Annotated in this window: 20 protein-coding genes; 17 read left to right on the forward strand and 3 right to left on the reverse strand. The window is 57.0% G+C overall.

The window, feature by feature from the left end; all coding sequences use genetic code 11:
- Positions 1-102 precede the first annotated feature (102 nt).
- On the reverse strand, positions 103-1,401 hold the full coding sequence (gene tig / locus HF679_RS12980; protein ID WP_187042108.1) for a trigger factor: 1,299 nt from the start codon (positions 1,399-1,401) through the stop codon (positions 103-105).
- 346 nt (positions 1,402-1,747) lie between these two features.
- Positions 1,748-2,065: a transcriptional regulator BolA gene (bolA, locus tag HF679_RS12985; protein ID WP_123755697.1), complete on the reverse strand. Its 318-nt coding sequence runs from the start codon at positions 2,063-2,065 to the stop codon at positions 1,748-1,750.
- Positions 2,066-2,434: 369 nt separating this feature from the next.
- Between bolA and HF679_RS12990 the strand changes: the two genes are divergently transcribed.
- From HF679_RS12990 to cyoE, 7 genes are all read left to right on the forward strand, one after another.
- Complete coding sequence (locus HF679_RS12990) at positions 2,435-3,013, forward strand: lipoprotein (protein ID WP_123756219.1); 579 nt, start codon at positions 2,435-2,437, stop codon at positions 3,011-3,013.
- A 44-nt stretch (positions 3,014-3,057) separates the two neighbouring features.
- Positions 3,058-4,533 (forward strand): muropeptide MFS transporter AmpG, encoded by a 1,476-nt coding sequence (gene ampG, locus HF679_RS12995; RefSeq protein WP_123755696.1) that lies wholly within the window; start codon positions 3,058-3,060, stop codon positions 4,531-4,533.
- Between the two features lie 479 nt (positions 4,534-5,012).
- Positions 5,013-5,960, forward strand: coding sequence for a cytochrome o ubiquinol oxidase subunit II (gene cyoA / locus HF679_RS13000; RefSeq protein ID WP_123755695.1), 948 nt, complete (start codon positions 5,013-5,015; stop codon positions 5,958-5,960).
- A 19-nt stretch (positions 5,961-5,979) separates the two neighbouring features.
- A complete protein-coding gene (gene cyoB / locus HF679_RS13005; protein WP_123755694.1) occupies positions 5,980-7,971 on the forward strand; it encodes a cytochrome o ubiquinol oxidase subunit I in 1,992 nt (663 codons plus the stop codon).
- Positions 7,961-8,572, forward strand: a complete 612-nt coding sequence (locus tag HF679_RS13010) for a cytochrome o ubiquinol oxidase subunit III (protein ID WP_110273749.1) — start codon at positions 7,961-7,963, stop codon at positions 8,570-8,572. Before cyoB ends, HF679_RS13010 begins: the two co-directional genes overlap by 11 nt.
- Positions 8,572-8,901 carry a cytochrome o ubiquinol oxidase subunit IV gene (locus tag HF679_RS13015; protein WP_123755693.1) on the forward strand — a complete coding sequence of 110 codons (330 nt, stop codon included), beginning with the start codon at positions 8,572-8,574 and terminating at the stop codon, positions 8,899-8,901. Before HF679_RS13010 ends, HF679_RS13015 begins: the two co-directional genes overlap by 1 nt.
- Before the next feature lie 11 nt (positions 8,902-8,912).
- Positions 8,913-9,800 carry a heme o synthase gene (cyoE, locus tag HF679_RS13020; protein WP_123755692.1) on the forward strand — a complete coding sequence of 296 codons (888 nt, stop codon included), beginning with the start codon at positions 8,913-8,915 and terminating at the stop codon, positions 9,798-9,800.
- Positions 9,801-9,854: 54 nt separating this feature from the next.
- Here cyoE and HF679_RS13025 read toward each other — a convergent pair whose 3' ends face one another.
- Positions 9,855-10,613, reverse strand: coding sequence for an IclR family transcriptional regulator C-terminal domain-containing protein (locus HF679_RS13025; RefSeq protein ID WP_187042109.1), 759 nt, complete (start codon positions 10,611-10,613; stop codon positions 9,855-9,857).
- 152 nt (positions 10,614-10,765) lie between these two features.
- Between HF679_RS13025 and HF679_RS13030 the strand changes: the two genes are divergently transcribed.
- The 10 genes from HF679_RS13030 to HF679_RS13075 all read left to right on the forward strand — a co-directional run bounded on the left by HF679_RS13030 (position 10,766) and on the right by HF679_RS13075 (position 23,222).
- On the forward strand, positions 10,766-11,587 hold the full coding sequence (locus HF679_RS13030) for a shikimate dehydrogenase family protein (RefSeq protein WP_123755690.1): 822 nt from the start codon (positions 10,766-10,768) through the stop codon (positions 11,585-11,587).
- Positions 11,584-13,284, forward strand: a complete 1,701-nt coding sequence (locus HF679_RS13035; protein ID WP_123755689.1) for an FAD-dependent oxidoreductase — start codon at positions 11,584-11,586, stop codon at positions 13,282-13,284. Before HF679_RS13030 ends, HF679_RS13035 begins: the two co-directional genes overlap by 4 nt.
- Positions 13,274-13,594, forward strand: a complete 321-nt coding sequence (locus HF679_RS13040; protein ID WP_123755688.1) for an NIPSNAP family protein — start codon at positions 13,274-13,276, stop codon at positions 13,592-13,594. Before HF679_RS13035 ends, HF679_RS13040 begins: the two co-directional genes overlap by 11 nt.
- Before the next feature lie 10 nt (positions 13,595-13,604).
- On the forward strand, positions 13,605-15,293 hold the full coding sequence (locus HF679_RS13045; RefSeq protein WP_154143545.1) for an FAD-dependent oxidoreductase: 1,689 nt from the start codon (positions 13,605-13,607) through the stop codon (positions 15,291-15,293).
- Positions 15,294-15,373: 80 nt separating this feature from the next.
- A complete protein-coding gene (locus tag HF679_RS13050) occupies positions 15,374-16,192 on the forward strand; it encodes a sugar phosphate isomerase/epimerase family protein (RefSeq protein ID WP_154143546.1) in 819 nt (272 codons plus the stop codon).
- Between the two features lie 10 nt (positions 16,193-16,202).
- Positions 16,203-17,570 carry an MFS transporter gene (locus tag HF679_RS13055; RefSeq protein ID WP_187042110.1) on the forward strand — a complete coding sequence of 456 codons (1,368 nt, stop codon included), beginning with the start codon at positions 16,203-16,205 and terminating at the stop codon, positions 17,568-17,570.
- Between the two features lie 5 nt (positions 17,571-17,575).
- Entirely contained in the window at positions 17,576-18,586 is a 1,011-nt protein-coding gene (locus HF679_RS13060) for a Gfo/Idh/MocA family protein (RefSeq protein ID WP_187043055.1), read from the forward strand.
- Positions 18,587-19,005: 419 nt separating this feature from the next.
- Complete coding sequence (locus HF679_RS13065) at positions 19,006-20,406, forward strand: MFS transporter (RefSeq protein WP_123755684.1); 1,401 nt, start codon at positions 19,006-19,008, stop codon at positions 20,404-20,406.
- Between the two features lie 117 nt (positions 20,407-20,523).
- Positions 20,524-21,702 (forward strand): Gfo/Idh/MocA family protein, encoded by a 1,179-nt coding sequence (locus HF679_RS13070; RefSeq protein ID WP_123755683.1) that lies wholly within the window; start codon positions 20,524-20,526, stop codon positions 21,700-21,702.
- 155 nt (positions 21,703-21,857) lie between these two features.
- The gene (locus HF679_RS13075) at positions 21,858-23,222 is read left to right on the forward strand and encodes an MFS transporter (RefSeq protein ID WP_123755682.1); all 1,365 of its coding nucleotides are present in this window, start codon (positions 21,858-21,860) and stop codon (positions 23,220-23,222) included.
- The last annotated feature ends 76 nt before the right edge of the window (positions 23,223-23,298 follow it).

Below are 23,298 nucleotides of genomic sequence, written 5' to 3' on the forward strand. Positions count from 1 at the left end.
TATCGCGTTTTCGCACTCATCCTGAGGCTATCGTTGCGATAAAAAAAACCCGCCGCCTCTCGGCAACGGGTTTTACCTGAACGTTAAACCTGGTAGGCGGAATTACGCCTGCTGGTTCATCAGTTCGTTGAAGGTGGTGGCTTTTTCAGACACTTTCGCTTTTGCCAGAACGGCTTCAACAGCCTGCTCTTCCAGCGCGACGTTACGCATGTTGTCCATCAGTTCGTTGTTTTTGCTGTAGAACTCAACAACTTCTTTCGGATCTTCGTAAGCGGAAGCCATCTCTTCGATCAGGCCTTTAACGCGATCTTCGTCAGCTTTCAGCTCGTTGGTACGAATCACTTCGCCCAGCAGCAGACCAACAACAACGCGGCGTTTAGCCTGCTCTTCGAACAGTTCGCGCGGCAGTTCCAGCGCCTGGTTCTCGTTGCCACCAAAACGCTGAGCAGCCTGACGACGCAGAACGTCGATTTCGCTGTCGATCAGTGCAGCCGGGACATCGATGTCGTTAGCCTTGACCAGACCTTCGATAGCCTGAGACTTAACGCGGTTACGCACGGCGCCTTTCAGCTCGCGATCCATGTTTTTACGCACTTCAGCGCGCAGACCTTCTACGGAACCATCTTCAACGCCGAAACGTTTGATGAATTCAGCAGTCAGTTCCGGCAGCTCACGCTCTTCAACTTTTTTCAGGTTGACGACGAATTTAGCTGCTTTACCTTTCAGGTTTTCTGCGTGGTACTCTTCCGGGAAGGTCACGTCGATAGTGAACTCTTCGCCAGCTTTGTGACCTTTGATACCGTCTTCAAAGCCCGGGATCATACGACCCTGGCCCATTGCCAGTACGAAGTCAGTCGCTTTGCCGCCTTCGAACTCTTCGCCGTCAACAGAACCGGTGAAGTCAACGGTGACGCGATCTTCTGCATCAACAGCGCCGTCTTTGTCTTTCCAGTTAGCCTGCTGCTTACGCAGAGTGTCCAGCATGGTGTCGACGTCAGCTTCGGTTACTTCAACAACCGGTTTTTCAACTTCGATTGCTTCCAGACCCTGCAGCTCAACTTCCGGGTAAACTTCGAATTCTACCGCGTAGGTGAAGTCTTCACCCAGCTTGTATTCGCCTGGAACGTAGTTCGGCGCACCGGCCGGATTGATTTTCTCTTTGATGATAGCGTCAACGAAATGACGGCTCATCAGGTCACCCAGCACGTCCTGGCGAACGGATGCGCCATAACGCTGAGCAACAACATTCATCGGCACTTTCCCTTTACGGAAGCCGTCAATGCGAACTTTTTTCGCCACGTTGACCAGCTCGCTTTTGACAGCATTCTCGATGCTGTCAGCGGCGATAGTAATCGTTACACGGCGCCCAAGGCCCTGAGTGGTTTCAACTGAAACTTGCATCTTGTTACCTCAAAAAAATCACAGTGCTCGGTCAACTCTGGAAGCGCGTGTCAGTGGCTTCGCAGAACCGGGATGCCCTCTTCAAATCAGAAACACATTCCCTGTCGTCAGAATCATCCCGAAGACATTCATAATATAAGACGCGGCATTATAGCGGCATCACTTTTGTGAGTCGAGAACGGTTGTCGCCCACTGCTGCGGCATTTTTCACATTTCCCGCGCAAATTTGCCTGAAAAAGTGCCCACTGAGCACATTTTCAGGCAAAACAAAACGGCCCGTAGGCCGTTTTTGGATAAATCTTCACGCAACATACTGGAAAAGCTCCGGCAGTTGCAAATGCGATTTCTAGGCGATGCTTCCTGCTCCGCGACAAGGAGGAGACGCAAAGATAGTGTCCTGAAGCCCTTCCCACTCTTTAATCGTATAGGTGTGCAACGCCAGCGCGTGCACGGTGCTCGACAGTTCCTCGGTCAACGTACCGTAAATCATCCGGTGACGATTAAGGAAGCGCTCGCCGGTAAAACGATCGCTAACCAACACCACTTTAAAATGACTTTCAGAACCCGCAGGCACATTGTGGCGATAGCTTTCATCCACGACTTCGAGATACACCGGGTCGAACGCTGCTCTAAGTTTTGCTTCGATCTGCTCACGTATCATCATGAATTTTCTCCTCCGACAACGCTGAGATGCCGCCATTCCTTTTAAATGTTAGCCGCTTTTACCGCTTCCATTAGGGGAAAACAACAAAAAATTAGCATTCTTCTTATATTTTCATTCAAAAGTATTTAGTTTACTCACTGTTGACGCCAGAACGCCCGCCAGGATCGCGATAAAAATGGGTAAAGGTCATAAAACAGACAACGCGATGAAATTACATGCGTTGCCACTTCCCCTCGCCGTTGGCAATGTTATGATGGCGGGAATCTTTCTCAATTACCCGACATAACTTGAGCTACAGCAACAGCCGCTAACGCCCCTGTAGTATCAAATATGACGAGTAAAACCACCCCCTGCGTTGAGACCCTGAACATGTTTAAGAAAATTCTTTTTCCTTTGGTCGCGCTGTTTATGCTGGCAGGATGCGCTACGCCACCGACCACCATCGATGTATCGCCGAAAATGAGCCTGCCGCAGCAGGATCCGAGTCTGATGGGCGTAACCGTCAGCATTAACGGCGCTGACCAGCGTCCGGACCAGGCGCTGGCAAAAGTCACGCGCAATAACCAGCAGGTCACTCTGACCGCCTCCCGCGACCTGCGTTTCCTGCTGCAGGAAGTGCTTGAAAAACAAATGACCGCTCGCGGTTATATGATTGGGCCGAACGGTGCCGTCGACCTGCAGATCATCGTCAACAAACTGTATGCCGATGTCTCCCAGGGTAACGTGCGTTACAACATCGCCACCAAGGCCGATATCGCGATTATCGCCACCGCCGCTAACGGCACTAAGATGACCAAAAACTATCGCGCCAGCTATTCTGTTGAAGGCGCCTTCCAGGCCTCTAACCAGAACATTGCTAATGCTGTCAACAGCGTCCTGACCGATACCATCGCCGATATGGCGCAGGACACCAGCATTCACGATTTCATCAAGCAAAACGCACGTTAATCTGTTGGTAAACCCGGCCCCGCGCCGGGTTTACGCTATAAGCCATGTCTAATCATTATTTACGCATTTTTCAGCAGCCGAAATCAGCTATCCTGCTGATTCTTGGTTTTGCTTCTGGTTTACCGCTTGCTTTGACCTCAGGCACGCTTCAGGCGTGGATGACGGTTGAAAATATCGATCTGAAAACCATCGGTTTCTTCTCTCTTGTCGGCCAGGCTTACGTCTTTAAGTTTCTCTGGTCGCCCTTAATGGACCGCTACACGCCGCCGTTTCTTGGCCGGCGCCGCGGCTGGCTCCTGACCACACAATGCCTGCTGTTGATTGCCATTGCGGCGATGGGATTCCTTGAGCCCGCCACTCAGTTGCGCTGGATGGCGGCCCTGGCGGTGGTTATCGCCTTTTGTTCTGCGTCCCAGGATATTGTCTTCGACGCCTGGAAAACCGATGTTCTTCCGGCAGAAGAGCGTGGCACCGGCGCGGCGATTAGCGTACTGGGCTATCGCTTAGGGATGCTGGTCTCTGGCGGACTGGCGTTGTGGCTGGCCGATCGCTGGCTGGGCTGGCAGGGCATGTACTGGCTGATGGCCGCGCTGCTGATCCCCTGCATTATTGCCACGTTGCTGGCACCGGAGCCGAGCGACGTCATTCCGGTCCCGAGGAGCCTCGAGCAGGCCGTCGCGGAACCGTTGCGTGATTTCTTCGGGCGCAACAACGCCTGGCTGATTCTGTTGTTGATCGTCCTTTATAAGCTCGGCGATGCTTTTGCCATGAGTCTGACCACGACCTTCCTGATCCGCGGCGTCGGTTTCGATGCCGGTGAAGTCGGGATGGTCAATAAAACGCTGGGGCTGTTCGCCACGATCGTCGGCGCGCTGTACGGCGGCGTATTGATGCAACGCCTCACCCTGTTTCGCGCTCTGCTCATTTTCGGGATCCTACAGGGCGTGTCGAATGCCGGTTACTGGCTGCTGTCGATAACGGATAAACATCTGTATTCGATGGCGACGGCGGTCTTTTTCGAAAACCTGTGTGGCGGTATGGGAACGGCGGCGTTTGTCGCGCTATTAATGACGCTGTGCAATAAGTCATTTTCTGCCACCCAGTTTGCCTTGTTGTCGGCACTGTCGGCGGTCGGGCGCGTCTATGTTGGCCCGATTGCCGGCTGGTTTGTTGAAGCCCACGGCTGGCCAACGTTTTATCTGTTCTCAGTATTTGCCGCAGTGCCCGGTATCCTGCTGCTGCTGCTGTGTCGCAGCACCCTGGAACATACCCAACGCAGCGGAACCTTCCTGCCACGCACGGAATACGCGCAGGCCTACAGGCTGGCGCTGCTGATCCTCGCCCTGGGAACGCTGATGCTGGGGATATGGCTGCTGCTACTGGTGCTGAATGCGCTGGATTTCACCGCATTTTCCTTCCTGCCAGGCATGCTGGAAGTGGCGGCGCTGACTGCCGTCGGCGGCATCCTGCTCGGCAGCCTTCTCGATTATCTGGCATTGCGCAAGACCGCGCTGATTTAATGTACAGGTCAGCCTAATAAACCGTTGTAGTTACTCAACGTAATTATAACGGTTTATTAACGATCCTATATTTTCCATTTTTCATTTGTTGTTTTGTGCGCTTAACATTTTCGGAAATTATTGACAACTTTTATTCAAAACATTAAATAATTTAACCGATTCAGCAAAAGTGGTTTAATATTTACGTTGCACAATGTCTTTTATTTGATAATTAATTGTTAAGCATTTGTTCTATTTTGCTGGTGGTTATACTCATTCACCTATAAACCCCTCCATTTTTATCGCTTTCTTCATAGATCCTACGTATATCGGGCTTTGCAAGCGATGTCGTCATACTCAGTTACATATGTGACAAAGCAAGCAGAACCCACTAACACGGAACTGACACTGCTCCAATCATGTTTACAGTAATGCAACCTTCCCGTAAAATGCCCGTACACTTTAAGCGCCACCAGATTCCGTGGAATTGAGGTCGTTCAATGAGACTTAGGAAATACAATAAAAGTTTGGGATGGATGTCATTAATCGCAGGTACTGTATTACTCAGTGGTTGTGATTCTGCGCTCCTTGACCCAAAAGGACAGATTGGACTGGAGCAACGTTCTTTGATACTGACGGCCTTTGGCCTGATGATGATTGTCGTTATTCCCGCCGTCTTAATGGCAGTAGGATTTGCCTGGAAGTATCGTGCGAGCAATAAAGATGCGAAGTATAGCCCGAACTGGTCACACTCCAACAAAGTTGAAGCTGTGGTCTGGACGGTTCCTATTCTGATTATCCTGTTCCTGGCCGTTCTGACCTGGAAAACCACGCACGCGCTTGAGCCAAGCAAACCGCTTGCTCACGAAGAGAAACCGATCGTCATCGAAGTCGTTTCGATGGACTGGAAATGGTTCTTTATTTATCCGGAACAGGGTATTGCTACCGTCAACGAAATCGCCTTCCCGGCGAACGTACCGGTACACTTTAAAGTGACCTCCAACTCCGTGATGAACTCGTTCTTTATCCCACGTTTAGGCAGCCAGATTTACGCAATGGCCGGGATGCAGACTCAGCTGCACCTGATCGCGAACGAAGCTGGTACTTATGACGGTATCTCCGCAAGCTATAGCGGCCCGGGCTTCTCAGGTATGAAGTTCAAAGCTATCGCCACGCCGGATCGTGCAACCTTCGATCAGTGGGTAGCGAAAGCAAAACAGTCATCGAACGCAATGGATTCCATGGCGACCTTCGACAAACTGGCTGCGCCTAGCGAATACAACAAAGTGGAATACTTCTCTGACGTGAAACCTGATTTGTTCAAAGATGTTGTTAACAAATTTATGTCTCACGGTAAGAGCATGGAGATGTCCCACCCGGAAGGCGAGCACGCTGCGCACGAAGGAATGGAAGGCATGGACATGAGCCACGCGGAAACCGCTCACTAAGGGGCCGAGGAAGAAAACGATGTTCGGAAAACTTACACTGGATGCAGTGCCCTACCATGAACCCATTATTGTGGTTACGGTGGCTGCGATTATCATCGGGGGACTGGCGCTTCTGGCGGCAATCACTTACTTCGGTAAGTGGTCCTACCTTTGGAATGAGTGGCTGACTTCGGTTGACCACAAACGACTTGGTATCATGTATGTCATCGTAGCAATCGTGATGTTGCTGCGTGGCTTTGCTGACGCCGTTATGATGCGTAGCCAGCAGGTGCTGGCCTCGGCCGGGGAAGCAGGATTCCTGCCGCCTCACCACTACGACCAGATCTTTACCGCCCACGGCGTTATCATGATCTTCTTCGTAGCGATGCCGTTTGTTATCGGTCTGATGAACCTCGTGGTTCCGCTGCAGATCGGTGCGCGCGACGTAGCCTTCCCGTTCCTCAATAACCTGAGCTTCTGGTTCACCGTTGTCGGTGTGATTCTGGTTAACCTGTCTCTGGGCGTCGGTGAGTTCGCACAGACCGGTTGGCTGGCCTATCCGCCGCTGTCGGGAATTGAGTACAGCCCGGGTGTCGGGGTCGATTACTGGATCTGGGCGCTTCAGCTCTCCGGTATTGGTACTACGCTGACCGGTATTAACTTCTTCGTGACGATCATCAAGATGCGTGCCCCTGGCATGACCATGTTCAAGATGCCGGTATTTACCTGGGCATCTCTGTGCGCCAACATCCTGATTATCGCCTCCTTCCCAATTCTGACCGTCACCATCGCGCTGCTGACCCTGGATCGCTATCTGGGCACCCATTTCTTTACCAACGATATGGGTGGCAACATGATGATGTACATCAACCTGATTTGGGCCTGGGGCCATCCGGAAGTGTATATCCTGGTTCTGCCGGTATTCGGTGTCTTCTCCGAAATCGCTGCAACCTTCTCGCGTAAACGCCTGTTTGGCTACACCTCGCTGGTGTGGGCAACCGTGTGTATTACCGTACTGTCGTTCATCGTCTGGCTGCACCACTTCTTCACCATGGGTGCGGGCGCAAACGTAAACGCCTTCTTCGGTATTACCACAATGATTATCGCCATCCCGACCGGGGTGAAGATCTTCAACTGGCTGTTTACCATGTATCAGGGTCGTATCGTCTTCAACTCCGCAATGCTGTGGACGATTGGCTTTATCGTGACCTTCTCTGTAGGTGGTATGACCGGCGTACTGCTGGCGGTACCGGGCGCGGACTTCGTTCTGCACAACAGCCTGTTCCTGATTGCCCACTTCCATAACGTGATTATCGGTGGTGTGGTATTTGGTTGCTTCGCTGGCCTGACCTACTGGTGGCCAAAAGCCTTCGGCTTTACCCTGAACGAAACCTGGGGTAAACGCGCGTTCTGGCTGTGGATCATCGGCTTCTTCGTTGCATTTATGCCGCTGTACGTGCTGGGCTTCATGGGTATGACCCGTCGCCTGAGCCAGCAGATTGACCCGCAGTTCCACCCGATGCTGGTTGTTGCAGCGTGCGGTGCAGCGCTGATTGCCTGCGGTATCCTGTGCCAGCTGATTCAGTTCTACGTTTCTATTCGCGACCGCGATCAGAACCGTGACCTGACCGGTGACCCATGGGGCGGCCGTACGCTGGAGTGGGCAACCTCTTCTCCTCCGCCGTTCTACAACTTCGCCATTGTTCCGCAGATTCACGAGCGCGATGCGTTCTGGGAAATGAAAGAAAAAGGCGAAGCGTATAAGAAACCAGCCGGCTATGAAGAAATTCACATGCCGAAAAACAGCGGCGCGGGCATCGTTATTGCCGCCTTCGCAACGGTGTTTGGTTTCGCAATGATCTGGCACATCTGGTGGATGGCGATTGCAAGCTTCGTCGGTATCCTGGTGACCTGGATTATTAAGAGCTTTGACGAGGACGTGGATTACTACGTGCCGGTTGCAGTAGTCGAGAAACTGGAAAATCAGCATTTCGACGAGATTAACAAAGCAGGGCTGAAAAATGGCAACTGATACTCTTGCGCATAACGCCCACGCGCACGAACACGGGCACCATGATACAGGACCGATGAAAGTCTTCGGTTTCTGGATCTACCTGATGAGCGACTGCATTATCTTCGCCACGCTGTTTGCTACCTATGCCGTTCTGGTGAACGGCACGGCGGGCGGACCGACCGGCAAAGATATTTTCGAACTGCCGTTCGTTCTGGTTGAAACCGCGCTGCTGCTGTTCAGCTCCATCACCTACGGCATGGCGGCTATCGCCATGTACAAAAACAACAAGAGCCAGGTCGTTTCCTGGCTGGCGCTGACCTTCCTCTTCGGGGCAGGGTTCATCGCGATGGAAATCTATGAATTCCATCACCTGATTGTTGAAGGTATGGGCCCGGATCGTAGCGGCTTCCTGTCAGCGTTCTTCGCGCTGGTCGGTACCCACGGTCTGCACGTGACTTCCGGTCTGATCTGGATGGCAGTTCTGATGGTACAGGTTTCTCGTCGTGGCCTGACCAGCACTAACCGCACCCGTATCATGTGCCTGAGTCTGTTCTGGCACTTCCTGGACGTAGTGTGGATCTGCGTGTTCTCGGTTGTTTATCTGATGGGGGCAATGTAATGAGTCATTCTAGCGATCATAACGGCGCTTCTCACGGCAGCGTAAAGAGCTACATGACAGGCTTCGTCCTGTCGATCATTCTGACGGCGATCCCGTTTGCGATGGTTATGAGTGGCTCCGCATCGCATGCGGCTATTCTGGGGACCATCCTGGTCACTGCTGTTGTGCAGATTGTCGTACACCTGGTGTACTTCCTGCACATGAACAGCAAGTCTGACGAGGGTTGGAACCTGACCGCATTTATCTTCACCGTAATCATCATTGCAATCGTAGTGGTAGGCTCCATCTGGATTATGTGGAACCTGAACTACAACATGATGATGCACTAAGAGCGGCGAGTATGTTTAAGCAATACCTGCAAGTCACGAAACCTGGCATCATTTTTGGCAACCTGATCTCCGTGATCGGCGGTTTCCTTTTGGCCTCCAAAGGCCACATCGACTATCCGCTGTTTGCATGGACACTCCTTGGAGTGTCCCTGGTGGTCGCCTCGGGTTGTGTATTCAACAACTACATCGACCGTGACATCGATCGTAAGATGGAACGGACGAAAAACCGGGTGCTGGTCAAAGGGTTGATCTCGCCACCAGTTTCGCTGGTATACGCCACCTTGCTGGGTATTGCTGGCTTTATGCTCCTGTGGTTCGGCGCTAACCCACTGGCCTGCTGGCTGGGGGTGATGGGGTTCGTGGTTTATGTCGGCGTTTACAGCCTGTACATGAAACGCCACTCCGTTTACGGCACGCTGATTGGCTCACTCTCCGGCGCAGCGCCGCCGGTGATTGGCTACTGTGCGGTCACCGGTAATTTTGACAGTGGCGCAGCGATTCTGCTGGCGATCTTCAGCCTGTGGCAGATGCCTCACTCTTACGCCATCGCGATTTTCCGCTTCAAGGATTATCAGGCGGCGAATATTCCGGTCCTGCCGGTAGTGAAAGGCATCTCCGTGGCGAAAAACCACATCACGCTGTACATCGTGGCTTTTGCTGTCGCCACGCTGATGCTCTCTCTGGGCGGTTACGCCGGGTATAAATACCTGGTCGTGGCAGCCGCGGTGAGCGTCTGGTGGCTGGGTATGGCCCTGCGCGGTTACAAGGTAGCGGATGATAAAGTCTGGGCGCGTAAGCTGTTCGTCTTTTCCATCGTCGCCATTACCGCCCTGTCGGTCATGATGTCCGTGGACTTTATGGTGCCGGATTCACACAGTCTGCTGGCCTACGTCAGATAAGATTGCAGCTCTTTGACAAACCCCGCTCCGGCGGGGTTTTTTATTGCCGCCGGTTTAGCCCACCAGCATCGCCTGCGCGCTGTAAAGCAAATCGAGATGGTCACGACACAGCGCCTCAAGAGAAGTCCGCGACTGATGCGAAGTCAGGCTCAGCGCTCCCCAGTAGGTCCCTTCCCTGTCGGATAACGGCACCGCCAGCACCAGCATACCAATCTCAAACTCCTGCTCGATGGTCGCATAGCCCTGACGCCGCACCGCCGCAATTCGCTCCATCAGCATCGGCACATCCGTCACCGTATAGGGCGTGCGCTGTTCGCGTTTGATGCGCTGCAGAATCGCTTCGCACTCCCCTTCCGGCAGCGAAGCCAGCCACAGTCGTCCCCCGGCGGTGCAGAATATCGGCACCCGCTCCCCTAACCGCACCGAGGTCGAGTTAAACGGGGTATGTTTGCTGCGCGCGATATACACCAGCTCATCTTCGTCAATCACCCCCACCGAGGCGTGCTCCTCCGTCCGGCTGGCGATGTACTCCACGATCGGTCGCACCATCCGCGGAAACTGGGCCGAATCAACATAGGCCTGGCCCAGACGCAGCGCTTTCGGCGTCAACCAGTAGTAACGGCCATCGGTCTGCAGATAGCGCTCATGGAGCAAGGTCAGCAAAAAACGCCGGGCGGCGCTCTGGGTCAGACCGCTCATTTTCGCCGCCTGAGGGACGCTCAAACGGGGGGAATCTTTCGAAAAAAGCTGGATCAGCGCCAGTCCTTTTTGCAGGCCTACAATCAAATCGCGTGGATGTATGGTGTTTTGCATATTGGCTCACATTTCTGCAACATTAACATCGATTCACTGCGATTATCGCAGTGGTGGTGCGATTAACAACCAATACGTCCGAATTCTGCGTTGTCGCTCTCAGGTTCCACTGAAATACTTTCACAACATTCATTTAACAAATGAGGTTTGAAATGGTCAGTGGATTCACGCAGGTCGTCGCCGTTATCGGCCATCCGATTACCCAGGTAAAATCGCCGGAAAACTTCAACCGCTATTTCGCTGACCAGCAGATGGATAGCGTGATGATCCCGGTGGATATCGCTCCCGAAGCGGTGGCTGACTATCTGCAGGCGCTGCGCGGCTGGCAAAACATGAGCGGCGTGCTGGTCACCGTGCCGCACAAACAGCGCGCCGCCGCGCTGGTTGATGAGCTCACGCCCCGCGCCCGTCACCTCAACGCGGTCAATGTGGTCCGCAAGCTGGCAGATGGCCGTCTGCAGGGCGATATGCTGGACGGCGTTGGCTTCGCCCTTGCCGCTGACGCCCACGGTTTTCAGGCCGCGGGCAAAAGCGCGCTGCTTTCCGGCTGCGGCGGCGTCGGGAGCGCCATCGCATGGGGGCTGTGCGAAGCCGGCATCCGCCAGCTGGCGCTGCACGACCAGAACCCGGCCACCCTGCAACTGCTGCATAACCGCCTCGCCACCCACTTCCCCGAAGTTCTCCTCACTCCCCTGCCCGACACCCTGAGCGGCATTGATCTGCTGGTGAACGGTTCTCCGGCGGGAATGGCCAATTTCGATCCGCTGCCGCTGCCGCAGCCCCTGCTGGAGACGCTCGACGCGACAACCCACGTCGCCGACGTCGTCACCGCCCCGGTGATGACGCCCCTGCTGACCTTTGCCGAGGCCCGCGGTTGCGTCGTTCAGACCGGCCCGGAAATGGCGCTGGCGCAGATGCAGTTGATGGGGCAGTTCATCGGCGCGATCCCGCAGGCGCAAGGAGCCGCGGCATGAACAACTGGGACGTGATCGTCATCGGCAGCGGCGCCGGTGGGTTTGCAGCCGCCGTCACCGCCTGCTGCCAGGGGTTGTCGGTACTGATGCTGGAGAAAGCGCCGCAGTTTGGTGGCACCTCGGCAATATCCGGCGGCGCGGTGTGGATCAACGATACCGACCAGGCGCGGGCGCAGGGCAAAAACGGCAGCGGCGAGGAGATCAAAACCTATCTGAAGACCATTATCGGGGAACAGCACTACCGCCCGGAGATCGTCGAGGCGTTTGTCGCTTCCGGTCGCGAGGCGCTGGCCTATCTCGAACAGCAAGGCGCCGTAAAGTACAGCCTGCGCCCGCTCTCGCCGGACTATTACCCTGACGAACCCGGCGCGGTCGATACCGGACGCGCGCTGGAGGTCGTCGAGTATGATGGCCGTCTGCTCGGCGAGCGTTTTCGCGATCTGCGCGCGCCGCCGCCGGGCATGCTGCTGTTTGGCGGCATGATGGTGAACCGCGTTGATATTCAGCATTTCCTCGATATGCGCCGTTCGCTGCGCTCGTTATCGCACTGCACAAAACTGCTGCTGCGCTACGGTCGCGACCGCCTCAAGCACCATCGCGGCACCCGCCTGGCAATGGGCAACGCGCTGATTGCCCGCATGGCAACCGTGGCGCTGCGCAACGGCATGACGCTGCGCCTGAACGTCAACGTGCTGTCGCTGGTGGAGCAAAACGGTACCGTCACCGGCGTCACCATTGAGCACCACGGGCAGCAGGAGACGCTGCTGGCTCGCCGTGGCGTGGTGCTGGCCGCCGGCGGGTTTGCCGCCGGACAGCTGGCGGCGCAATACCGCCCGCATACCCGCGAGCACTACTCGATGTCGCCCGCGGCCAACGACGGGGCCGCATTGCGCCTCGCCAGTACGGTCAACGCGCAGGAAGGCGCCGACCTCCCCTCGAACTTTTTCTGGGCGCCGGTCTCGGTGCTGCGTCACGCCGACGGTCGCGAAGAACGCTTCCCGCACCTGGTCACTGACCGGGCCAAGCCGGGCGTCATCGCCGTTAACCAGCGCGGGGAACGCTTCGTCAATGAATCGAACTCGTATCACCACTTTGCCAGCGCCATGCAAAGCCATCCCGACAACGCCCCGTGCTTCCTGATTGGCGATGCGCAGGCGATGAAACGTTACGGGCTGGGCCTGGCGCGCCCGGCACCGGTCAACAACGACGCGCTGGTCAAAGCCGGTTACCTGCATAAAGCGGACTCGCTTGACCTGCTGGCGCAGCAGTTGGGGATCGACGCACAAGCCCTGGTTGATACAGTGGCTCGTTACAACCGCGACGCCGCCCAGGGCCAGGACCCGCAATTCGCCAAAGGCGGCAACAGCTATAACCGGGCGATGGGCGATCCGGGGCATCAGCCCAACGCCTGTAACGCGCCGCTGGTAAGCGCCCCGTTCTATGCCATCACCCTGTACACCGGCGATCTGGGCACCTCACGCGGTCTGGTCACCACCGAAAATGCCCAGGTCGTCAATCAGCACAACCAGCCGATCCCCGGCCTCTATGCCGTCGGCAACGATATGGATTCCATGATGGCGGGAACCTATCCCGGTCCGGGGATCACCCTCGGCCCGGCCCTGACCTTCGGCTACCTTTCAGCCCGCCATATGGCACACCACACCGCATCATCAACAGGAGAACATCATGATCTATGAAAAACGCACCTACACCATCAACCCGTTAAAAATGGCCGACTGGCTGGCGCTGTACAAAAGCGATGCCTACGCCGTACAAACCGAGCACCTGGGCACGCTGATCGGCTTTTTCTTCACCGAAATTGGCGTGGTCAATCAGGTGGTACACATCTGGGCTTACGAGAGCCTCGACGATCGCCTGGTTCGCCGCGGACGCATGGCGCAGGACGAGCGCTGGCTGACCTTCTCGCGCAAAAACCGTGAACTGGCGGCCGTTGAGCGGCTGGAGTCGGTGCTGCTGCGCCCCGTTGATTTTTCACCACTGCAATAAGGGGCCGGAGATGAGCGGGCAAAAACAGGTGGATGTGCTGGTGGTCGGCTCCGGCGCCGCGGGGCTTGCAGCCGCGGTAACCGCCGCCCTCAACGGCGCCAGCGTGCTGCTGGCGGAAAAGGAGTCGGTGATTGGCGGCACCAGCGCCTGGTCTGGCGGCTGGCTGTGGATCCCGCAGAATCCGCTGGCCCGCGAAGAGGGCATTCAGGAGGATGACGACGCGCCGTTGACCTATTTGCAGCATGAAATGGGCGGACAGCCCGCCGATGCCCGCCTGCTCAACTTCCTGCAGTATGGCCCGGAGATGATTGATTTCTTCCGCCGCCATACCGCGGTGCAGTTTCTCTCCGGCAGTAAAATGCCCGACTTTCATACCTCGCCGGGCTACGCCCAGGGCGGACGCTCGGTGACCGCGCAACCCTACGATGGGCGTCTGCTGGGGGACTGGCTGCATCGTCTGCGCCCGCCGCTGGAAACCATCAGCCTCGCCGGCATGGGCATCGCCGGCGGCGCCGATATGGCGCACTTTTTTAACGCCACCCGCTCACCGCGATCGGCGCTGTATGCCGCCCGGCGTCTGCTGCGCCACGGATGGCAACGGCTGCGCGCCGGACGCGGGCAGCATCTGGTTAACGGCAACGCGCTGATGGCGCGTCTGCTGCGCTCGGCCCTCGATGCCGGGGTTACCATGATGTTGAATGCCCCGGTGGTGCGGCTGCTGACCAGCGATGACGGCGTCAACGGCGCGGTGCTTCGTACTGATGACGGTGAGATGACGGTTCACGCCAGCAAGGTGATCCTTGCCTGCGGCGGCTTCCCTCACGATCGCCAGCGTCTGGCGCAACATGTGCCGCACGCCGCGGACGGCTATGGCCACTTCTCCGCCGCCCCGCCGGGCAATCAGGGCGAGGGGATCCGCCTCGGGGAGTCGGTCGGCGGTCAGTTCGATACCACCCTGCAGCACGCCATGGCCTGGGCGCCGGTCTCCCGGGTAACCCTTGCCAGCGGCCTGCAGCTGGTCTTCCCGCATCTGGTCGAACGGGCGAAGCCGGGGTTTATCGCCGTCCTGCCTGACGGCACGCGCTTCACCAACGAAGCCGACTCTTATCATGACTTTATCGCCGCGCTGCTGGCGGCCACCCCGCCGGGTGAGCAGCCAAACGCGTGGCTTATCGCCGACAGCCGGGCCCTGCGCCGTTACGGTCTGGGCCATGCGCGGCCGTTTCCCTTTTCACCGGCGGCATGGCTGCGCACGGGCTATCTTCGCACGGCGGATACGCTGGCCGGGCTGGCGGAACAATGCGCCATCGATGCCGGGCAGCTGACCGCCACGGTGGCCCGCTTTAATACTTTCGCCGCCCAAGGCGAAGACCCGGAGTTTCAACGTGGTGCCTCGGCCTACAACCGGGCGCAGGGTGATGCCAGCCATCCGCATCATCCGACGCTCGGGCCGCTGACCCAGGCCCCGTTTTATGCCGTGCGTATTCTGCCCGGTTCACTGGGCTCGTTTAGCGGGCTGAAAACAGATGAACAGGCACGGGTTCTCGATGCGCAGCAGCAACCGATTTCAGGCCTGTATGCCATTGGCAACGATATGTCGAGCGTGATGCAGGGTTACTACCCCAGCGGCGGTATCACCCTCGGCCCGGCGATGACCTTTGGCTATCTGGTCGGTAAAAACTGGCAGCAAACACAATAAAAACAAGGCAATAAACAACATCTTACCAGGGACGGCAGTACACATAACAACAATCACCTGTAACTGTACCGGAGCCTTTTATGAACATGCGTACCCTGTCACTCGCCGCCCTCACCGTGCTCGACGTTCCGCCCCCGGAACAGGTGCGGATCGCGGCAAAAACCGGTTTTACCCACGTCGGCCTGCGCCTGCTTCCCGCCACGCCGACCGATCCTGACTACGATATGCTCGGCGACACCGCCACCGTGCGCAACACCCTGGCAGCGTTAATGGAGACCGGTATCCAGGTATCGGACGTTGAAATCCTGCGTCTGACTCACGACTTTGCGATCGACGCGCGGTTGAACTGTTTTCTCGAAACCGCCGCGCGGCTGGGAGCCCGCCAGGTACTGGTGGCCGGCAATGACGATAACCTGACACGCAGTGCGCAGAACCTTGCCACGCTCGCAGAAGCGGGCCAGGCCTACGGGTTAACCATGAATCTGGAGCCGATGCCGTGGACCTGCTTACGCACCCTCGCCGACGCCCAGCGGCTGATTGCCGCCAGCGGGCGTTCGGACATCGGCATTCTGGTTGATGCCATCCATTTCTGGCGCGCCGGAGAGTCGCTCTCCAGCCTCGCCACCCTGCCGCCGTCATGCCTCAACTATATGCAGCTGTGCGATGCCCCGGCGCAGACCCCCGATAACGAACAGGAGCTGATCCGCCAGGCGCGGTCCGCGCGCAACGTCCCCGGTGAAGGTGGGCTGGATCTGCACGGCCTGATGTCCGCGCTGCCGACCACGCTGCCGGTATCGCTGGAAGTTCCGTTAAGCGGTGACCAGGGCGCCCTGCCGGCCCTCACCCGCGCACAGTTACTGTTCAACGCCGCGCAGGCTTACCTGCGTCCCTGCGCATAAGGAAAAGCCGATGACACAGACTCAACGCCTGGATGTCAGAGAGTTAATCAACCGCAATCCGCTCAGCCGCTTTCAGAAACTGGTGGTTTTCTTAGGCTTCTGCGTGATTGCCCTCGATGGTTTTGATATTGCGATCATGGGGTTTATCGCCCCGACGCTGAAGCATGAATGGGGCGTCAGCAACTATGAACTCGGGTTTGTCATTAGCGCCGCGCTGATTGGCCTGGCGCTGGGGGCCATGCTGTCCGGGCCGCTCGCCGACTGGCTGGGGCGCAAAAAAATCATCATCAACAGCGTCTTTTTCTTCGGCTTCTGGACCATTGCTACCGCCTTCTCTCACAACATCGAACAGATGGTTTTCTTCCGCTTTATGACCGGGCTGGGGCTGGGCGCGGCGATGCCCAATATCGGCACCCTGGTGTCGGAGTATGCCCCCGAGCGCCAGCGATCCTTTCTGATTACGGTGATTTTTTGCGGGTTTACCTTCGGCGCTGCCGCAGGCGGGTTTTCCGCCTCATGGCTGATCCCGCAGTTTGGCTGGCATTCGCTGATGGCGCTCGGCGGGATCCTGCCGCTGCTGTTTGCGCCGCTGCTGATCTGGCTGCTGCCGGAGTCGGTGCGTTTTCTGGTGGTCAAAGGTGCGCCCGCGGCTCGTATCCGCAAGATCCTGCAGCAGCTCTATCCGGGGCAGATCGCCGATGATGCCGAATTCACCCTCCCGACCCAGCCCGTTCATGGCAGCGCCATGCGTCTTGTCCTCTCCCGCCAGTATCGCCTCGGTTCCATGATGCTGTGGCTGGTCTATTTTATGGGGCTGTTTCTGGTCTATATCCTCGGCAGCTGGCTGCCGACGCTGGTAAAAGAGGTTGGGCTCACCGTCAGTCAGGCGGCCATCATGACCGCCATTTATCAGGCCGGCGGCACCGTCGGTTCCCTGTTTGCCGGATGGCTGATGGACCGCATTAACCCGCATCGGGCGCTGGGGCTGATTTATGCCATCGGCGGCCTGTTTACCATGGCGATGGGCTATGCCGCAGCCAGCTTTACGCTGCTGTGCCTGCTGGCCTTCGTCAGCGGGGCCTGCCTCAACGGCGCCAATACCGGCATGAACGCGCTCTCCGCCCGCTACTATCCGACCCAGGCCCGCGCCACCGGCTCCAGCTGGATGCACGGCGTTGGCCGGATCGGCGCGATCCTCAGCGCCTTTGCCGGCGCCGAGATGATGGCGCTAAATCTCAGCTTCGAAAGCGTGTTCTTAATTCTCGGGATCCCGGCGGCGCTAACCGTGATTGGGCTACTCATCAAAGGGCTGTTTGCCACCGATGCCGATGCGCAACCCGCCTCCCCTTCTTCTCCCTCAATAAGGAGCTTGTCGTGAGCAAAATGGGTCTTGCCGTTATCGGCGCGGGCGCCATCGGGCGCAAACATATCGCGGTGATCCGCAACAATCCGCAGGTGGAGCTTGTGGCCCTCGCCGACCCTTCGCCGCAGGCACAGGCGCTGGCGCAGTCTCTGGGCGTGGCGTGGTATGACAGCGTGGAGACCATGCTCGAGACCGCGCGCCCTCAGGGAGTCATCAATGCCACGCCCAACAAGCTGCATGTTCCCTGCGCCCTCGCCTGTATTGAACGTCGGATCCCGGTGCTGGTTGAAAAGCCGGTCGCCGACTCCCCGGAAGGCGCCAGAGCGCTGGTCGATGCCGCCGCGCGCCATCAGGTTCCGGTACTGGTGGGCCATCACCGGCGGCATAACGCGCTTATCGCCGCCGCCAGGGCGTTGATTGACAGCGGTCAACTGGGCCGCATCGTCAGCGTCTCTGCGCACTGGATTTTGCAAAAGCCGGACGACTATTTTGATGTCGCCTGGCGACGCGAACCCGGCGCCGGGCCGCTGTTGGTCAACCTGGTGCACGATATTGACCTGATGCGCTATCTGTTTGGCGAAATCGAGCAGGTACAGGCCTTTACGTCCCACGCCGTGCGGCAGTTCGCCAATGAAGACAGCGCGGTGGTTAACCTGCGTTTCAGCAGCGGAGCGCTGGGTAGCGCGGTACTCACCGACTGCGGCGTCGGCCCCTGGAGCTGGGAGATGAACTCAGGGGAAAATGCTATCTACGCCCACACCCCGGAAAACTGCTATCTGATCTCCGGCACCCTCGGCGCGCTGGCGATCCCGCAGATGCAGTGGTGGCGCTACGGCGAAGAGCGCGGCTGGCTGCATCCGCTGCAGAGCGACCGGCTCAGCGTCGAGCCTATCGATCCGTTCGAATTGCAGTTGCGCCACTTTATCCGGGTGATCGCCGGCGAGGAGCAACCGCTGATCGATGCCGCCGACGCGCTCCGGTCGCTGGAGGTGATTGCCGCCATTCAGCAGGCAGCAGGCGAAACGGCCTGATCCGCTGCAGGTACGGCCGCTCGCTGTACCTGCTTTTTTCATTTTTCATTTGCTGATAGCAGGTAAAAAAGAAAATAAATTTCAATATGTTTTAAAATGAAAATATCATGCCTTATCGATTCACCTCACAGTTTCCCCACTCTTCTGCTGTATTCTTGCCAGTCTCATTAATAACACCATGGTTAATACGCTGATTTTCTGCGCTATTAATGGCATTTAACCGCTTTTATGTAAATGTTAAACGTTATTTATGATCTTTATCATTTTTAGATCCTCATCTCACAAATAAAAATTTAATTTCATATAATAGATAAATGAAATAAACATTTTCATTTATTGCTAACCATTCTTCAGGATGAGGTTGTGTCGGTGGCGCCGGCGCAGAGGTCCTTACGTGTTCCCCGACTAAGGAATAGACTATGAGTGAACAACAGCTCCTTCTCTCTCCCACAGCAACGCGTGGCGATAAACTGACCTGGACCACCCGAATCGCCTATGGCGGTGGCGATACCGCCTGCAACGTCGTGTTTGGCATGATCGGCACGGTGTTAACGCTGTTCTATACCGATTACGTCGGGATCAGCATCGCGACGGTGGGCCTGGTAATGCTGATATCACGTCTGTTTGATGGCGTCTCGGATGTGATCATGGGCCTGGTGGTGGAGCGCACCAACTCAAAATGGGGCAAATCCCGCCCCTGGCTGCTGTGGATGAGCGTTCCCTACGCCCTGTCGGCGATCCTGCTGTTCACCGTGCCACAGACCACCGCAACGCTGCAGTTCATCTATCTGCTGGTGGCCTATAACTTCTGCACCACCATTTGCTACACCGCGATCAACCTCCCTTACGGCAGCCTCTCGGCCATGATGACCCGTACCTCATGGGAGAGGGATTTACTCAGTATCACCCGCATGTCGATGTCCCCCTTCGGGCGCATCCTCGCCGTGGCCTGTACGTTGCCGCTGGTGAAATATTTCGGCGATGACCAGGCCGCATGGATCAAAACCATGGCGATTTGGGCGTTTCTGGCGTTGTTGCTGCTGCTGTTCTGTTTCTATCAGTGTGAAGAGAAAGTGGTGATCAAAGCACGGGAAAAACAGGGGAAAGTGCCGGTCAAAACCCAGCTCAGCGCCCTGTTCCGTAACCAGTACTTCTGGGCCAGCGCGATTCTGTGGACCGCCCAGAGCGTCTACTACACCGTGGTGGGGATCGCCATGCCTTACTACTGCCGCTATGTGCTCGGCGATGACACCTTCTACAGTTCCATTTTCGTGGCCGAAACCGCCTGTATCATTATTTTCACCTTTCTCAGCTCTATCCCCATCCGCAAGTACGGTAAACGCAACGTGGCCCTGTGCGGGATTGTACTGGCGACGCTGGGTCAGGTGATGTTTATGTTTAGCTCCGGCGACTACCACGCCACTCTGGCAAACGCCATTATTCGCGGCATCGGCTTCGCGCCGCTGAACGCCGTACTCTTTGGCTTCTGTGGCGACGCCGTCGAATTCGGCCAGTGGAAGACCCGGGTCAGACAAGAGGGGATGATTTTCTCCGCCGGCTCGGTTGGGACCAAGCTTGGCGCCGGGATCGCGGCGGCGGTGATCTCCGGCCTGCTCAGCATGGCGGGCTACGTCAGCTCCAGCAGCGGTGCAGGCGTTCAGCCGCAAACGGCGATCGATATGATCAACCATGTTTACGTCTACGGCTCATTCTTCCTGTGGATCATCGTCATTATTACCCTGCTGTTTTACCGCCTGGACCGACAGTATCCGCAGATCATGGACGAGCTAAAACGGCGCGAGGCGCGCGGCGAGATGTAGCCCGGTAGTGAGCACCAACCATCGCGCGACTCACAGCCAAAACTGGTCCGTGGGTCGCCTTTATCTGTTATCGGCTGTTTGTAGTTTTTATATGTCGTTTCTATACAGGAGATCACCATGTTAAACGGCACCAAACCCCTGTCTCGCTCCCTGCGTTGGGGCATGGTCGGCGGCGGATCCACCAGCCAGATTGGCTACAGCCACCGCTCTGCCGCGCTGCGCGATAATGTCTTCACTCTGCTGGCCGGCGCATTTGATATTGATGCTGAACGCGGGCGCCAGTTTGGCGAGCAGCTCGGGGTGATGCCGGAACGCTGCTACGCCGACTACCAGACGCTGTTTCGCGAAGAAGCGCTGCGCCCTGACGGGATTGAAGTCGTCTCGGTGACCACGCCGAACAATACCCATTTCGCCATCACCAAAGCAGCGCTGGAGGCAGGGCTGCACGTGGTGTGTGAAAAACCGCTGTGCTTTACCGCCGCCGAAGCTCAGGAGCTGCTGGCCTTAAGCAGAAAGCACAATAAAATCGTCGGCGTCACCTACGGCTACGCCGGTTATCAGATGATTCAGCAGGCGCGGCAGATGATTGCAGACGGCCTGCTCGGGCAGATCCGCATTATCACGATGCAGTTTGCCCACGGATTCCATAATGAAGCCGTCGAACTGCAGGCAGAGTCGACCCGCTGGCGCGTGACCCCTAAGTATGCCGGCCCGAGCTATGTGCTGGGCGACCTCGCCACCCACCCGCTGTTTGTCGCCGAAACCATGGTGCCTCATCTCAACATTCGCCGTCTGATGTGTTCCCGCCAGAGCTTCGTGAAATCCCGGGCGCCGCTGGAAGATAACGCCTTCGTGCTGATGGAATATGATAACGGCGCCGTCGGCTCCATGTGGACCAGCGCGGTGAACAGCGGAGCGATGCACTCGCAAAAGGTGCGGGTTGTCGGTGAAAAAGCCAGTATCGAATGGTGGGACGAACGCCCTAACCAACTGAGCTATGAGGTACAGGGCGAACCGGCGCGGGTTCTCGAGCGCGGCATGAATTATCTCAGTCCCGCAGCGCTGGCAGAGGACCGCATTGGCGGCGGCCATCCCGAAGGGCTGTTTGAAGCCTGGGCAAACCTCTATCGTCGCTATGCGCTGGCCATAGATGCCATGGACCGCAACGATCGCGCCTTCCTGGAAAACTTCTGGTATCCGGACGTTGAGGCGGGCCTGCACGGGGTGTACTGGGTTGAACAGTGCGTCAAATCCGCCGACGCGGGCAGCCAGTGGGTTGACTTTAATTTACAATAAGTGCTACCGGCCAGTGGGGCTTCCCCACTGGTTTCGTTATTTTCCCCACGCTTACCTCACCCTGCAACAGAGTCGTAATATCTGTTAAACAAACATTTATTTACGCTTCTGGCCGCCACCACTACACTAGTCGCAGTTTTTAGATTGAGGTGGTAATGAACGATAACAAAATGACGCCAGGTGAACTGCGCGCAACCTGGGGTCTGGGAACCGTATTCTCGCTGCGTATGCTCGGCATGTTTATGGTTCTGCCGGTTCTGACCACCTACGGTATGGCTTTACAAGGCGCCAGCGAGGCGTTAATTGGCCTGGCCATTGGCATCTATGGTCTGGCGCAGGCGGTGTTTCAAATCCCGTTCGGCCTGCTTTCCGACCGGATTGGCCGTAAACCACTGATTGTCGGTGGGCTGCTTATCTTCGTGATCGGCAGCATTATCGCCGCCCTCAGCGACTCTATCTGGGGCATTATCCTCGGGCGCGCGTTGCAAGGGTCCGGCGCGATTGCCGCCGCGGTGATGGCGCTCCTCTCCGATTTAACCCGCGAACAGAACCGCACCAAGGCGATGGCCTTTATCGGCGTCAGCTTCGGCGTCACCTTTGCGCTTGCCATGGTGCTGGGACCAATTATCACCCACCAGTTGGGTCTGCACGCCCTGTTCTGGATGATCGCCATCCTCGCCAGTATCGGTATTCTGCTGACGCTGTGGGTCGTCCCTAACAGCCATAATCATGTCCTGAACCGTGAGTCCGGGATGGTGAAAGGCTGCTTCAGTAAAGTGCTTGCCGAACCCAAACTCCTGAAGCTTAACTTCGGCATCATGTGTCTGCACATCATGCTGATGTCGACATTTGTCGCCCTGCCGGGACAGCTGGAGGCCGCCGGTTTCCCTGCCGCCGAGCACTGGAAAATTTACCTGGTCACCATGCTGGTGTCGTTTGTCTCAGTGGTACCGTTTATCATCTACGCCGAAGTGAAGCGTAAGATGAAGCATGTCTTCGTGTTCTGCGTCGCGATTCTGCTGGTGGCGGAAATCGTGCTGTGGGGCGCCGGGGGTTACTTCTGGGAGCTGGTGGCCGGCGTTCAGCTGTTCTTCCTGGCCTTTAACCTGCTGGAAGCGCTGCTCCCATCGCTTATCAGCAAAGAGTCGCCGGCGGGCTACAAAGGGACCGCCATGGGGATCTATTCGACCAGCCAGTTCCTCGGGGTGGCAATTGGCGGCTCGCTGGGCGGCTGGGTCGATGGCTATTTTGATTCACAAACCGTGTTCCTGCTCGGCGCGCTGCTGGCGATGCTGTGGCTGCTGGTGGCCGGGACGATGAGCGAACCGCCGTATGTCAGCAGTCTGCGGGTCGAAATCCCTGATGATGTGGTGGCCGATGCAACGCTGCAGGAGCGACTGCTGGCGAAAGATGGCGTGAAGCAGGCGCTGGTTATCGCCGACGAACGCTCGGTGTATATCAAGATCGACAGCAAGGTGACCAACCGCTTCGAGATTGAGCAGGCCATCAAAGGGGCGTAAAAAAAGCGGGGAAGTCCCCGCTTTTTACTGGCTGGCGTTCGGCGAAAAGCACTCGCGCCAGCGTGGCAAAAATCCC

The organism is Enterobacter sp. JUb54 (assembly GCF_014298075.1).
In the GTDB taxonomy this organism is placed as follows: Bacteria; Pseudomonadota; Gammaproteobacteria; order Enterobacterales; family Enterobacteriaceae; genus Klebsiella; species Klebsiella lignicola.

Excerpts from the sequence above, each read along its gene's own strand:
- tig (WP_187042108.1), bottom strand. The coding sequence starts at position 1,401 with ATGCAAGTTTCAGTTGAAACCACTCAGGGCCTTGGGCGCCGTGTAACG.
- bolA (WP_123755697.1), bottom strand. The coding sequence starts at position 2,065 with ATGATGATACGTGAGCAGATCGAAGCAAAACTTAGAGCAGCGTTCGAC.
- HF679_RS12990 (WP_123756219.1), top strand. The coding sequence starts at position 2,435 with ATGTTTAAGAAAATTCTTTTTCCTTTGGTCGCGCTGTTTATGCTGGCA.
- ampG (WP_123755696.1), top strand. The coding sequence starts at position 3,058 with ATGTCTAATCATTATTTACGCATTTTTCAGCAGCCGAAATCAGCTATC.
- cyoA (WP_123755695.1), top strand. The coding sequence starts at position 5,013 with ATGAGACTTAGGAAATACAATAAAAGTTTGGGATGGATGTCATTAATC.
- cyoB (WP_123755694.1), top strand. The coding sequence starts at position 5,980 with ATGTTCGGAAAACTTACACTGGATGCAGTGCCCTACCATGAACCCATT.
- HF679_RS13010 (WP_110273749.1), top strand. The coding sequence starts at position 7,961 with ATGGCAACTGATACTCTTGCGCATAACGCCCACGCGCACGAACACGGG.
- HF679_RS13015 (WP_123755693.1), top strand. The coding sequence starts at position 8,572 with ATGAGTCATTCTAGCGATCATAACGGCGCTTCTCACGGCAGCGTAAAG.
- cyoE (WP_123755692.1), top strand. The coding sequence starts at position 8,913 with ATGTTTAAGCAATACCTGCAAGTCACGAAACCTGGCATCATTTTTGGC.
- HF679_RS13025 (WP_187042109.1), bottom strand. The coding sequence starts at position 10,613 with ATGCAAAACACCATACATCCACGCGATTTGATTGTAGGCCTGCAAAAA.
- HF679_RS13030 (WP_123755690.1), top strand. The coding sequence starts at position 10,766 with ATGGTCAGTGGATTCACGCAGGTCGTCGCCGTTATCGGCCATCCGATT.
- HF679_RS13035 (WP_123755689.1), top strand. The coding sequence starts at position 11,584 with ATGAACAACTGGGACGTGATCGTCATCGGCAGCGGCGCCGGTGGGTTT.
- HF679_RS13040 (WP_123755688.1), top strand. The coding sequence starts at position 13,274 with ATGATCTATGAAAAACGCACCTACACCATCAACCCGTTAAAAATGGCC.
- HF679_RS13045 (WP_154143545.1), top strand. The coding sequence starts at position 13,605 with ATGAGCGGGCAAAAACAGGTGGATGTGCTGGTGGTCGGCTCCGGCGCC.
- HF679_RS13050 (WP_154143546.1), top strand. The coding sequence starts at position 15,374 with ATGAACATGCGTACCCTGTCACTCGCCGCCCTCACCGTGCTCGACGTT.
- HF679_RS13055 (WP_187042110.1), top strand. The coding sequence starts at position 16,203 with ATGACACAGACTCAACGCCTGGATGTCAGAGAGTTAATCAACCGCAAT.
- HF679_RS13060 (WP_187043055.1), top strand. The coding sequence starts at position 17,576 with ATGGGTCTTGCCGTTATCGGCGCGGGCGCCATCGGGCGCAAACATATC.
- HF679_RS13065 (WP_123755684.1), top strand. The coding sequence starts at position 19,006 with ATGAGTGAACAACAGCTCCTTCTCTCTCCCACAGCAACGCGTGGCGAT.
- HF679_RS13070 (WP_123755683.1), top strand. The coding sequence starts at position 20,524 with ATGTTAAACGGCACCAAACCCCTGTCTCGCTCCCTGCGTTGGGGCATG.
- HF679_RS13075 (WP_123755682.1), top strand. The coding sequence starts at position 21,858 with ATGAACGATAACAAAATGACGCCAGGTGAACTGCGCGCAACCTGGGGT.